This window comes from Acinetobacter sp. NPDC052428 (assembly GCF_044547685.1).
Taxonomy (GTDB): Bacteria; Pseudomonadota; Gammaproteobacteria; order Pseudomonadales; family Moraxellaceae; genus Acinetobacter; species Acinetobacter lwoffii_G.
In genome coordinates, this window is the sequence record NZ_JBIUAT010000007.1 from 44,066 (window position 1) to 57,154 (window position 13,089).

The 13,089-nt window shown below is 46.1% G+C and carries 9 protein-coding genes; 3 read left to right on the plus strand and 6 right to left on the minus strand.

What is annotated here, in order from left to right; genetic code table 11:
- Window positions 1–36 precede the first annotated feature (36 nt).
- The 4 genes from ACIG3F_RS06600 to ACIG3F_RS06615 are packed head-to-tail and all read right to left on the minus strand — an operon-like array spanning window position 37 to window position 7,263.
- Window positions 37–1,047, minus strand: coding sequence for an ABC transporter permease (locus tag ACIG3F_RS06600; protein WP_396469647.1), 1,011 nt, complete (start codon window positions 1,045–1,047; stop codon window positions 37–39).
- Window positions 1,047–2,093 (minus strand): microcin C ABC transporter permease YejB, encoded by a 1,047-nt coding sequence (gene yejB, locus ACIG3F_RS06605; protein ID WP_396469648.1) that lies wholly within the window; start codon window positions 2,091–2,093, stop codon window positions 1,047–1,049. The genes ACIG3F_RS06600 and yejB overlap by 1 nt, the downstream gene beginning before the upstream one ends.
- A gap of 24 nt (window positions 2,094–2,117) precedes the next feature.
- Window positions 2,118–3,959, minus strand: a complete 1,842-nt coding sequence (locus tag ACIG3F_RS06610; protein ID WP_396469649.1) for an extracellular solute-binding protein — start codon at window positions 3,957–3,959, stop codon at window positions 2,118–2,120.
- Window positions 3,960–3,969: 10 nt separating this feature from the next.
- Entirely contained in the window at window positions 3,970–7,263 is a 3,294-nt protein-coding gene (locus ACIG3F_RS06615) for a LysM peptidoglycan-binding domain-containing protein (RefSeq protein ID WP_396469650.1), read from the minus strand.
- Between the two features lie 207 nt (window positions 7,264–7,470).
- On the opposite strand from ACIG3F_RS06615, the gene dnaQ reads away from it, so the two are divergent.
- The 3 genes from dnaQ to nudC all read left to right on the plus strand — a co-directional run bounded on the left by dnaQ (window position 7,471) and on the right by nudC (window position 11,401).
- Entirely contained in the window at window positions 7,471–8,856 is a 1,386-nt protein-coding gene (gene dnaQ / locus ACIG3F_RS06620; protein ID WP_396469651.1) for a DNA polymerase III subunit epsilon, read from the plus strand.
- Window positions 8,857–8,981: 125 nt separating this feature from the next.
- Window positions 8,982–10,625, plus strand: coding sequence for a chemotaxis protein (locus ACIG3F_RS06625; protein WP_396469652.1), 1,644 nt, complete (start codon window positions 8,982–8,984; stop codon window positions 10,623–10,625).
- The gene (gene nudC, locus ACIG3F_RS06630) at window positions 10,625–11,401 is read left to right on the plus strand and encodes an NAD(+) diphosphatase (protein WP_396469653.1); all 777 of its coding nucleotides are present in this window, start codon (window positions 10,625–10,627) and stop codon (window positions 11,399–11,401) included. Before ACIG3F_RS06625 ends, nudC begins: the two co-directional genes overlap by 1 nt.
- Before the next feature lie 104 nt (window positions 11,402–11,505).
- Here nudC and ACIG3F_RS06635 read toward each other — a convergent pair whose 3' ends face one another.
- Both ACIG3F_RS06635 and ACIG3F_RS06640 read right to left on the minus strand, forming a co-directional pair.
- Complete coding sequence (locus ACIG3F_RS06635; RefSeq protein ID WP_004279524.1) at window positions 11,506–12,387, minus strand: alpha/beta hydrolase; 882 nt, start codon at window positions 12,385–12,387, stop codon at window positions 11,506–11,508.
- Window positions 12,377–13,063: a BON domain-containing protein gene (locus tag ACIG3F_RS06640; protein ID WP_195724957.1), complete on the minus strand. Its 687-nt coding sequence runs from the start codon at window positions 13,061–13,063 to the stop codon at window positions 12,377–12,379. The genes ACIG3F_RS06635 and ACIG3F_RS06640 overlap by 11 nt, the downstream gene beginning before the upstream one ends.
- Window positions 13,064–13,089 lie beyond the last annotated feature (26 nt).

A 13,089-nucleotide genomic window follows, 5' to 3' on the forward strand; every position in this document is an offset into this window, starting at 1 on the left:
TCTGCTTATTTTCTTATGGTTAAAGATTTTTGTGATTTAGTTTCTTGGATCAAAAGCATCCCGTACCGCTTCTCCCATATAGATCAGCAAACTCAGTACAATCGCCAAACTAAAGAATCCCGACAATGCCAGCCACGGCGCATTTAAGTTGTTTTTGGCCTGAAGCAAGAGTTCCCCGAGGGATGCCGAATCGGGTGGCAGACCATACCCTAAAAAATCCAGCGCTGTCAGTGCAGTAATATTGGCGGTTAGCATAAAAGGTAACTGTGACAGGCTAGAACCTATCACATTGGGGAGAATATGTTTGAACATGATCCGTCCATCCCCCGCCCCGATACTTTTTACTGCCCAGACATATTCCAGATTTCTGGCGCGCAAAAACTCAGCGCGCACCATACTCACCAGTGTGGTCCAGCCAAATAACAGCATGATCAGAAATAGCCAGTAAATACTCGGGGTAAACAGACTGACCAGTACCATCACCATAAACAGCATCGGCAAACCGCTCCAGACTTCGAGTATGCGTTGTCCGATCAGGTCAATCCATCCACCATAATAACCCTGAATTGCCCCTGCTAAAATTCCCAACGCCGCAGACAATAAAGTCAGAGCAAAACCAAACAGTAATGAAATCCTTAAGCCATATAGAATCCGTGCCAGAACATCACGGCCCTGGTCATCTGTTCCCAGCCAGTTTTGCGCACTCGGGGGCGAAGGCACCGGTTCAGCCAGTTCAAAATTTGGCATTTGATAGGAAAACGGAATGATGGGCCAGATCGCCCAGCCTTTTTCTGCAATCAGTTGCTGCACAGCCGGATCTTTATATTCTGCTTCTGTCTCAAATACTCCGCCAAACTTGGTTTCCGGATAGGATTTCAGGATGGGCAGATAAAAAGCATGATCATATTTCACCAGTAAGGGCTTATCGTTAGCAATCAGTTCTGCACCCAAGGAAATGATGAAAATAGCACTGAAAATAATAAAGCAGCTAAAGCCCAGCGTATGCTGCTTAAAACGTTGCCAGCGTGCTTGCATCAAGGAAGACATTATTGTGATCCTCGACGTGAACTGAAATGAATCCGTGGATCAATCAGTTGATACAGCAAATCACTGAGTAAACGCAGTATCAGGCCGAGCAAAGTAAAAATAAACAAAGTACCAAAAATCACCGGATAGTCACGCTGAATAATCGCCTCAAAGCCTAAAACACCCAAGCCATCCAGATTAAAGATAATCTCGATAAACAGGTTTCCCACAAAAAACACCCCGATCAGAACTTCAGGCAAACCTGCGATAAGCACTAAAATGGCATTCCGGAATACATGCCGATACAGCACTGCATGTTCAGTTAAACCTTTGGCCCGCGCAGCCAAGACATATTGCTTAGTCAGCTCTTCTACAAAGGAAAATTTGACCAGATAGGTCAAACTGGCAAATCCGCCAAGCACCATGGCCAACAGCGGCAAGGCCATATGCCAGAAATAATCCTGAATTTTCGCAAAGAATGAGAGTTCAGCAAAATTTTCAGAGCGAATTCCCTGCAAGGGAAACCAGTGCAGATAAGACCCACCAGCAAAAAATATGATGAGTAAAATGGCAAAAATAAAGGCTGGAATGGCATAGCCTACTGCCAACACTAGAGAGGTAGTCTGATCAAACAGACTGCCATGTTTTCGGGCTTTTCTAATCCCTAAAGGAATGGAGACCAGATAAATCAGCAAGGTACTCCACAGGCCTAAAGAAAGCGATACTGGCAATTTTTCCCAGATGAGTTCAGTCACAGGTTTGTCTTTGAAAAAACTCTGCCCCAGATCAAACTGCGCATAACGCGTTAGCATTTCCCAAAAGCGAATATGCAGCGGCTGGTCAAAGCCGTACTGGATATTAATCTGCTCAAGCATCTCCGGTGTGAGGCCTTGCTTTCCCTGATACTGCAATCCGGTATGCGCCAAACCATTGACCTGTTGCGCCTGATAAATCGCCTGCTCCACCGGACCACCGGGTGCCAGCTGGATCACCATGAAATTGATCAGCAAAATGATCAGCAAGGTTGGAATCATCAGCAACAGACGTTTGAGAATATAAGTGCTCATGGCACTCCCTGATAGGCTTGGAGCTTAACGCTGTTTGAAATAATCAGCCACATGTCTGGCCTTTGCCGCATCGACCCACCAGTAATCAATCCCGGCGGAGAGTTTAGGTTTTCGTTGCGGCTGCTGATACATATTCCAGTAAGCATACCAGTATTCGCCCGTACCATAAGTCAGAATATGATAATAGCCTGCTCGCAGTAAACGGTCTAATGCTCGGGTACTATTCACCAGCTGTTCACGGTTTTGAGCTTGAGTCACCTGCTGAATGACTCCATCAATGGCCGGATTTCGAATACCGGCATAATTATAATTACCTGACTGCGCTGCGGCCTGACTGCCCCAGAACTGTTTCTGCTCCTGCCCCGGTGTCAGGGATTGCGGCATGGTATCAACAATCATATCAAACTGATAATTCCGCAGCCGTTCATAATATTGCGCGGTTTCTACCATACGAATGCTGGCCTGAATGCCCAAGCGTTTTAAATGACGTAGATATGGCATCAGATCACGCTGTTGCTCCGCCTGATGCAACAGGAACTCAATCTGTACCGGTTGACCCGCAGCATTGACCAACTTCCCCTGTTGATAACGATAGCCTGCCTTTAATAGCAATTGACGGGCTTTTAACAGATTGTTCCGGTTAAAACCGGAGGCATCTGACTGAGGATATTTCCAGTCCTGCAGTACAGCCTGACGTTGAACCGGATCAAGCTGCTTTAAATGGGGTTTTAAAATGTGTAGTTCTTGAATGCCTGGCCGTCCATGAGATGCAAGCTCGCTATTGGAAAAAAAGCTGTTCAGGCGCTGATATTCACCATAGAACATGGCTTTATTCAGCCATTCAAAGTCATAGGCAAAACTCAAGGCTTGGCGGAAACGGATATCGGCAAAAGGCTGACGGCGGGTATTGAATATCAGACTCTGGGTCGGAATCGGGTTGTGATGCTGAAAGCGGTAACGCTGCACCTGTCCTTGCCGAACGGCAGGAAACTGGTAGTCTTTCACCCAGCGGTTGACCTGTTTTTCCTCATGCAAGGTAAATTGGCCCGACTTGAAAGCTTCGAACTTGATTTCAGGACTACGATAATAACGATACTTGATCCGGTCAAAATTATAACGCCCGCGGTTGACCATCAAGTCTTTTCCCCAGTATCCGGGATTACGTTTGTAGCTAATACTACGTCCAGCATCTATGTGTTCAATGACATAAGGCCCTGAACCCAGCATCGGTTTCAGCGTCAATTCTTTAAAATTACGCTTTTGCCATTCCTGTTTAGAATAAATGGGCATCTGCGCGACAATCATCGCCATTTCCGGATTATGTCCGGATTTAAAATGCATTTTGACCTGTAAAGGTGACAGGACTTCCAGCCGGTTTAAATCAGCCAGATACATCTGCAGGCCAAAATTGGACTGGGTCTGAAACAACTCAAAACTGTATTTGACATCTTGTGCAGTTACCGGCTGGCCATTACTAAACCGTGCTTTCGGATTTAAATGAAAAATAATAAAGGCGGTTTTCTTGGGGTCAAAACTGACTTTTTCCGCCAGCAAGGGATAGTACACACCGGGCTCATCCAGTGACTTGGACAGCAAACTGTCAAAAATATAGTTGCCCCCTTCAGTGACATTGCCCTTGCCATTCATGCTGTTCAAATTATCGAAACTGCCATCAGCTGCCAGAATCAGCGTACCGCCTTTCGGTGCTTGCGGATTGGCATAAGGTAGGGATTTGGCCTGAGCATATTTCGGCTGACTATGTAGTGCAATATATGGGGTCGTGATCAGGGCTGCCCAACTGCTACTCACGAGCAGTAGGGCTAGCCAGATCAACCTGAAAGTTTTAAATAAATGAGCGAATCTCATGATCCATTCATTAATTCGGCACTTTAATCACATCACCAATACGCAATTGTGTATTCGGTTTGAGATCATTCATTTCCGCCAGTTCATTGCTGTTCAGACCATAACGTGAGGCCAGACCGATTAAGGTATCACCACGTTTGACTTTATAATCCGTCACCAGTTTTGGAATCTGAATAGTTTGACTGACACGTAATCCTGCACGTGGACTCAGATTATTTAACTGAGCAAGGTCGGTCACGCTCATGCCCAAGCGGCTGGCAATTGCATTCAGGGATTCACCGGATTTTACCGTATAGGATTCAGTTGCCTTAGAAGCTACAGGCTTAGCTGCCACTTTCACGCCTTCAACTTTTTTATCTGCCGGAAAGTCACCCTCAATTTTTAAACGCTGACCAATACGCACTGTGCTATTGGTATTCAGGCCGTTCAAATCTGCCAGATATTGCAGTTGTAAATGATACTGACGTGCAATAGAGCTTAAGGTTTCCCCTGACTTCACCACATGCGAATCCGATTTTGTATTCTTGACCGCAGTTTCCGCGACCACTTCACTTACCGGTTCTGTCACGTCACCACTCAGTTTCAGACGCTGCCCCACTCGCAAACCTGCATTACGTGACATGCCATTCAGGCTCGCCACCTGGTCCATTGACAAATTATATCTTGCGGCAATACCGGTCAGCGTATCACCCGATTGAACCGTATAGGTTTCAGGGATTTGACTGCCGGCTGGAATCTTGATGGTCTGACCTATACGTAAACCACTATTGGCAGACAACCCATTCAGTGCAGCCAGTTCAGAAAGACTCAGCTTGCTTTGACTGGCAATGCTATACAGGGTTTCACCGCGTTTGACCTGATAGTTTTCAGTCGCAGTCTGATCGACTTTGACATTTTCAAACTTCTGCTCAGTTTTCTGGCTAGATGCCGTTAGCCCTTCAACTTCCTGAAGTGGTACATTGATTTTCTGTCCCACCATCAGACTGCTACCGGCAGTCAGACCCGACGTTAATGATGCCAGTTCGGTATTTGAAAGCCCGTAACGATCGGCAATCAGTTTCAGATATTCACCGCGTTTCACCGTATAAGATTTGGTCTGAACCTTGGCAGTTTCAGCTTTTTTAATCTCTTCAGCTTTAGATTTAGAGGCAACCGTTTCTTTCAGTGACAGCTTTTGCCCAACAAACAGACCGCTATTGGTACTCAGTCCATTAAAATCAGCCAGTTGTTTCACGCTAAAACCAAACTGATTCGCTACGCTAGTCAGAGAGTCATTGGCCTGAACCACATAAGTTTCCGGCTTTTCTTTGGCTTTGCTGGCTTCCTGTACCGGTTTGGCATCATACAGATAAATGGTGGTACCCACATACAGCGGAGAATTTGGATCAATCTGGTTCCATTTCGCCACATCACGCCAGTTCACGCCATTTTTAGCCGCAATCATTGCCAGATTATCACCTGGTAACACCTTATAGGTACTGCGTTTGCCTTTTGGAGCAACCACCACCACTTCAGAATCAGTCTTGACGTAATTTTTGCCCTGATTCAGCTGGGCTTCAACCGAATTCGCAGTGGTATTGTCAGCAACTTCTTTTGGATAAGAGAAGCCTTTTGTCAGTTCTTTACCTTGCTGCTCAGCCACAGACAGGCTGGTTTGAATGGCAGTCAGCTTGATTTTACCATCATAAGGATCAACAATTTCTGTGCCAGCCGGCGCCAATGCTTTCAGCTCTTCAACCACTTGGGCCTGTTCTGCCGGTGTTGCGACAGGCTGCAGAATTTCATCTACAGTTTTCTGAATATCCTGTGCGATGACCGCCTGCTCAACTTGCTGACGCTCAGCTGCCGAAATCGGTGGTTCGACCTGAATCTGTTTCGCTGGCGCTGCAGGTGTTACAGCTACCGGAATACGCGGCGCACTTGGAATCGGCAAATCACTTTGTGCCGCAAAACTGGCCAAGGCAGATGAGCCTTTAGGCGTCGAAATCTTTTTCGTAGTCTTCGTTACAGTATTGGCCGTTGTCGCGGTACTTACCGCTGCTGTGACGACAGGTGGCGTACTTGCAGCTTTAGCCGGAGTCGTTGTTTTAGCAACGGTCGTTGCAGGCTGATTACTAACAACCGCTGGCGGAGTCTGTTTAGAAGGCGTAATCGTTTTCGTATTTAATTCTGGCGGTGCTGCTCTGGTGGGCACCACTGTCGTCGTATTTCGCGGCAGGCTGCTCGTGTTACTCGCCCATAAACCGCCTGAGCCGGATAATTTTTTCAGCTTCTCATCGACTGAAGGACTTAGGTCAGCTGGAATCAGAATACGGCGCGGACTTGCAGGATCAATATGATCACCACGATGACCCGGGTTTAATTGATACAGTTCTGCACGGCTTAGACCAGTGATGGCTGCAATTTCATTTAAACTGGCAACGCCCACTGGCACTTCACGGAAATGCGGACGGTTGGCAATCGGTGGCAAACTCACCCCATAACTGCCTGGATTTTTAATAATCTGTGCAACTGCCAGAAAACGTGGCACATAGCTCATAGTTTCTTGTGGCAATTTCAATGACCAATAATCGGTAGGCAGACCTGCAGCTTTGTTACGGTTAATCGCCTGCTGGATACGGCCTGGGCCTGCATTATAGGAAGCGAGCGCCAATTCCCAAGAACCAAACTGGTTATACAGACTGCCCAAAAACTCATAGGCTGCACGGGTCGATTCCACTACATCACGACGACCATCGTATAAAGAAGTCTGCTTTAAACCATAAATGCGGCCGGTACTTGGAATAAACTGCCATAAACCTGCCGCCGCCGCACTACTGGTCGCAGCCGGGTCATAAGAACTTTCGATAATTGGTAACAGTGCCAACTCGGTTGGCATGCCACGGCGTTCTGCTTCTTTTACTGTGTAATATAAATAACGTGATGCACGCGCACTTAAGCGATCCAGATAAGGCTGACGTGAAATAAACCAGCCACGCTGCGCATCAATCCGCGGATTCCAGACACTTAAGTCCATCTTGAAACCCACAGTCATACGTTTCCAGACATCACCATGTTTCAGAATCTGTAAACGGTCGCCTTCGACTGCACGCATATCTGTTGCAGAGAGTAAATCTTCGAGTCCATCCAGACTGCTAGCATCCAGATATTGTGATCCAACCTGCTTGCTTGACGCTGTTTGGGTCGCACTTTGTGTAGCTGAACAGCCCGTCAGTCCTAGAGAAGCAAGCGCAGTTCCCAGTACAGAATATTTTAAAAATGTAGGTAATGTCGGCTGCCACAAAATTGCGGTTGGTTTATACATAAAGAAATCCAAACAACTCGTATATAAATTTATTTTTTAGATATGCCATTGTAGTGAAGCATGTCGAAGACTCAAGCCAATAATTTACCGCGATTTCACGTTAAATGTTACAAGAAATTAAAAAATCCCGGACATATAGATTGATCGACTGCATTTGCGCTATACAATAAGCCTTCCAGCTTGTTCTATTTTGATCGGATTTAATCTATGTCACACACTATCACACTTTATGTTGATGGCGCCTGCCGCGGCAACCCGGGTTTAGGCGGTTGGGGTGCGTACATTGTTAATGGCCAACAAGAACACAAAATCTATGGTGGTGAAGATCATACTACCAATAACCGTATGGAACTGACGGCTGCGATTGAAGGGATTCTGTTTTGTGACAAGCAAGACAAACTGGTGATCTATACCGATTCTAAGTACGTCAAACAAGGCATTACCGAATGGATTCACGGCTGGAAAAAGAAAAACTGGAAAGACGTCAAAAATCCGGATCTGTGGCAAAAACTCGATGAAGTCTGTCAGGGACGTGACATCGAATGGCACTGGGTCAAAAGTCATGCTGGACATCCGGGCAATGAAATGGCCGATCAGTTGGCCAATCTGGGTGCTGATGAAACCCTGAAAAAATCCAAGCAAAGCCCTTCAATGTCTGAAGATAAAAAAAAATCTGAACCCGACTGGTTGCTAGACGATCCATTTGGTCTTGATCTGGCCGATAGTGAAGAAGAGCTGGAAGATCTACCGGAAGAAATCATCGAAGTGACTGTTGAAGAAATTACCCAGACTGAAGTTTTAGCAACGGACAGCAATAAAGATGCTTCATCTTTAGAAGCATCTACCTCGACTGAGCTACATCCGCAAATTGTCATTACACCAGCAAAGCTCCAGCTGCATGGCCCACGACAACTGATTCTGGATACTGAAACTACCGGTTTTTATTATCAGGATGGTGACCGGATTATTGAAGTCGGCGCGCTGGAAATGATTAACCGTAAACTGACCGGCAGCTCGATTCATATTTATATCAATCCGAAAACACCGGTCGGTGATTCTGTCAATGTCCACGGCATCACCGACGAATTCCTGCAAGACAAACCGCTGTTTGAAGAAATTTCTCAAGTGCTGTTTGACTATTTACACGACGCGGAAATTATTGCGCATAACGCGACCTTCGATATGAACTTCCTGGATATGGAATTCAAACGCGCAGGTTTTAAAGCGCTCTCCGAGGTCTGTGACGTCACCGATACCCTGGCACTGGCCAAGTCCAAGCATCCAGGGCAGAAAAACTCGCTGGATGCCTTAGTGCGCCGTTACGAGATTCCACAACGCGACCGTACTTTCCACGGTGCCTTGCTCGATGCGGAAATCCTGTCCGATGTTTATCTGGCCATGACCGGTGGACAGGTGTCTTTTGATATCGATGCCCTGTCTCAGTCTGAAGACCAGAACGGCCGCTCAGGGATGGCCAGAGTTGAAATTGAATTGCCGGTGATTCTTCCGTCAGAACAGGAATTACAGGAACATGAGAATTGGGTCAAACAATTCGAAGAAAAACATGGAACTGCTTGCCTTTTCGCGAAATAAAATCTACATTTCCGGGGATACTTTAGGTTTAAAACTATTGTTCTTCAGTTATAGTAAATACAAAGAGGCCCCGTAGTTTAAAGCGGGGCTCATATATAGATAATACTCCAGGAAAGGTGCAGATCATGTCTTACCAAACCTCTATACATTTTGATCCAACAGCTTTACTGATAATAAAAAATGAGGTTGATAACTCGATCAAGTTAGTCGAATCAGCAGTAAGCACCTTGGTAGAAGACCAGACTTTACCTTTTGGTATTGATGATGCATTAAATCAGTTCGAACAATGCGCCCAAGTTCTGGCACTCATCGACATGTCCAGTCTGGCAAAAGTCGCTCAATATTCAGCAGAACTGATGCGCAAGATTATGGGGAATCCGGCGCAGGTCAATACTCAAGAAGTGATTGCCTTGAGTGAAGGCACCACCATGCTGAAACGCTATATCGAATTTATCTGTCTGCGTGAAGTAAAAATTCCACAGTTTTTGCTGGATACCCTGAACCGCCTAGAACTGGCTTTGGGTAAACCGCTGACGACTGAAGGCCAGCATGTAGAAGGTTTATTGGATTGCGTCACTCCTGATTTTGCGCTGCCACAGGCACCAAGCCTGGAAAAATCCCAATATGTACACCGCCTGTATAAGCTGTCACTAAACAAGCTGATCAATCAGGAAGAAAGTGAACTGGATCTGCAAGCCATCAAACTGGTGGGGGCTTATCTGGCTGGACTTGCAGAGCAACATGACAGCAAGCAGTACTGGAATCTGGTCTATGTCGCGTTGAACAATATTGAGCACCTGCTGATTAATGAACCACGTCTACGCACACTGGTGAGCATTGAACGCAACATGGCACAATATTTTAGCTCAGCAGACAGCTTCAAGGCTTCGTTGTCAGATTTAGCTAATATTCTTAGCCTGTGTATCAGTCAGGAAGATGAAACTGCGCAATCTATCCGTAGCCAGCTCAATGTGGGCGATGACCTACTGACCGATATGCAATTACAGGTCTTCAGTCGCCATCTGTATGGTCCAGACTTTGAAACCATGCATACCATCAGCGAATTGGTGACCACGGAAATGGCGCAAATTCGTAATGATATCGAGTTCAATTATCAGAATATGACGCCTGAAAAGACTCAGGAATTGCAGGCACAACTGAATAATCTGGCGAATATCTTCAAGGTATTGAACCTGAATGAAGCCTATCATGACCTGACCCGTCAGGCTGCTTCACTGAACCAACCGGAGATGATGCAGGATGCCAGCTTTGCCCAGCAGTTAATGAATGTCATTCTGTCTGCGATGAACTCGATTGGCGTACTGGAACGTCATCATACTTCGAGCCGCTTGCAGCTGCGTGTCAACAACATGAATATTTCTCTGGACCGTCTGGATGAAGCACACGCTGCTTTACTCACTGAAACTAAGGCTCTAATTGAGCTTTCCAACCAGATTCTCAGCAATTACCTGCAAGATCATGACTTGACAGCCCTTGAACCTGTTCCGGTACAGTTTTGTGAAATCGGCGGCGCGATGCTATTCCTGAATGCGGAACATGTTCGTACTGCATTCACGACCACTGCAGAATTCATCAAAAACCGTATTGATCTGTCGATTGCATTAAATCCGGAAGAAATTCATCGTGCTTTAGACACCCTGGCCAGTGCCGACATGATGATTGATAACTTAAAGAACAAACAGCCTGTATTACAGGCGATGTTTCAGGTAGCATTGGACAGTAGTGAGAAACTCAAAATAGTTGCCTAATGTCCAAATTATCACTTGCTTATATTTTTCAACAACAGCAACTGCTGGTCGATCAACACTTTCAACTTCCACGGGTTGAAGCCTTAGCAAGTGATTTGCTACTCCACACGGGTGATCAGGTGATTGCCCGTGATCTTCTTCCCGATGAGCCGATTCCTGCAGGCTTGCAACTAGTTCCCATCCGTCAGCTGTTACAGTTCTGGAATACCCAGCAATTCGAACAGGCCAGCCGCGCAGTACAACTTTTAGAATGGCGTCGTAACCATAAGTTCTGTAGTCATTGCGGTACAGCGACTGAAGCGCATGCTGTTGAATATGCCATGATCTGCCCATCCTGCAACTACCGGCAATATCCACGGGTACAGCCTTGCGTTATTACCGTCATTACCCGAGGCAAAGACGAGATTCTGCTGGCCAAAAATGCACGTAATACTAAAAGCCAGATGTATGGACTGATTGCCGGCTTTGTCGAAGTGGGTGAAACGCTGGAAGATGCAGTACGTCGTGAAACGCTAGAAGAAGTTGGCTTACAACTCAAGAATATTCAGTATCTGGCCAGCCAGCCCTGGCCTTTCCCAAGCAATCTGATGATTGCCTTCAAGGCAGAATATGCTGGCGGTGAGCTACAGCTGCAGGAAGAAGAAATTAGCGATGCGCAATTCTTTAAATTCGATCAGCTGCCGGAAATTCCGTTTAAAGGCAGTATTGCCCATGCCATGATCATGCATGTCACTCAAGGTACGGCAGTCGCAGACGACACCAAGACCTGGCTATAAATCTGCACTCGAAAGATTTAGCTCAACGGCTTAAAAAAGAATCCAGTGGATAATCGCCCTGGGTTCTTTTTTATGTGTTGCTACAGGGTTATCCAGCTATCAGCTCAGGATTTAAATGCATCTTCGAGCGCCCAAAGCACCTGTGCCTTGGTCTGGAAAAACCGGCTAAACAAACTGGAGAGTGAACCCACAATGGTAATATGACCAAGTTTCGGAATTTGAATCAGATGGCTATGATTGCCCTTCTCTTTCAGTACACGGTCCAAATCCTGGCTATTGAAATGCCCAACAATCTTGTCTTTTTCGGCAATAAACAGATAATGCCGGATTGAGCTATTTTTAACAAAATAATAAGGCATCACCTGCTGATAAGGCACCGCCTGATCAAATGCATCGGCACAGATCGGATCATTTTTGTAATCAAAATGATAAGGCCCCGCCAGACCAATAATCGCCCGAATTTGACCGTGGTCAATACTGGCAGATTGCGGATGGTACAAGGCAGACATGACATTAAAGGCCCCGGCAGAATGTCCCATCAGGACCAGATTATCAGCACAGATCTGCAAGTGCTTAGCCGACTGCTGCAAATGATTCAGTAACAAATGCAGATCATGAATATAAGTTGGGAAAATATGTTGTGGTGCCAGATGATAATTCATTACCACCACGTCATAACCTTCTTTGGCAAAAGCCTCGCCAATAAACTGATAATCCTTTTTATCGCCATGTAACCAGGCACCGCCATGCACAAAAACAATCAGGGGACGATGGAGCAAAGGCTGCTGACTCCGAAACAGGTCAAAGCGTTGCCGGGATTTCAGGCCATAGGCCAATTGGGTTTCGACCGTATAACCCTGTTTCGGGGTTAAACGATTTAAAGCATAACTGCCAAAATCGTATAACCGGAAATCTTGATAGTGCTGTTGAAACTGCAAAATACGCTGTGAGAGCTGGGTTTTAAACTGGCCGACCTTATGGTTCATAGGTCGGTTCAACCGTATCAGGATCAATGGCAACCGGCGTCTGTTCAATACCCGGCTGCGCATATGCCGGTGCGGCAAAATTCTGATTGGCCAGACTTGAGGATTGCTCAACATTATCGATCAAGGTCACAATTTTGGTGACATTACCCACCTGTTGTAGCACCTGATTCAGGTCAGCAATCTCGGCACCATTTAAACGCCCCATTACATACAATACGCCATCTTCAGTATGCACATGCACCTTGCTATCCGCCACCACAGTCGCTTTCATGATCAAGCCACGGGTATTTGCAGTCACTGCAGTATCCTGCATGATGGTGCTATAGCTGATCTGATTGCCTACAGTAATAAAATTATGTACCGCTTTGACATCACTCATGGATTTGACATTGTCTTCAGCCAGTTGCTTTAAATGGGCATCCGGCACCTGACCGGTCAATAAGACATTGCCATGAAAACTTTCAATATTGACCCGGGCCTGCTTAAAGCGCGAATCCAATTTATAAAGATTAATTTTTGCAGTACGGACAATTGAGGAATCAATAAATACCTGCCCCAAGGTACGCGCCCCACTTTCAGTTCCGACAGGAGCCGTACCTGTGCCGCTGGAAATAAAACTTGCACAACCTGATAAACTTGCGACACACAGCATTGTTATTGCAATACGCTTAACCACTCAGCAAGACTCCTTCATTTTATTAC

Bases quoted from the DNA above. Each gene is read 5' to 3' on its own strand.
- ACIG3F_RS06600 (WP_396469647.1), bottom strand. From the start codon at position 1,047: ATGTCTTCCTTGATGCAAGCACGCTGGCAACGTTTTAAGCAGCATACG.
- yejB (WP_396469648.1), bottom strand. From the start codon at position 2,093: ATGAGCACTTATATTCTCAAACGTCTGTTGCTGATGATTCCAACCTTG.
- ACIG3F_RS06610 (WP_396469649.1), bottom strand. From the start codon at position 3,959: ATGAGATTCGCTCATTTATTTAAAACTTTCAGGTTGATCTGGCTAGCC.
- ACIG3F_RS06615 (WP_396469650.1), bottom strand. From the start codon at position 7,263: ATGTATAAACCAACCGCAATTTTGTGGCAGCCGACATTACCTACATTT.
- dnaQ (WP_396469651.1), top strand. From the start codon at position 7,471: ATGTCACACACTATCACACTTTATGTTGATGGCGCCTGCCGCGGCAAC.
- ACIG3F_RS06625 (WP_396469652.1), top strand. From the start codon at position 8,982: ATGTCTTACCAAACCTCTATACATTTTGATCCAACAGCTTTACTGATA.
- nudC (WP_396469653.1), top strand. From the start codon at position 10,625: ATGTCCAAATTATCACTTGCTTATATTTTTCAACAACAGCAACTGCTG.
- ACIG3F_RS06635 (WP_004279524.1), bottom strand. From the start codon at position 12,387: ATGAACCATAAGGTCGGCCAGTTTAAAACCCAGCTCTCACAGCGTATT.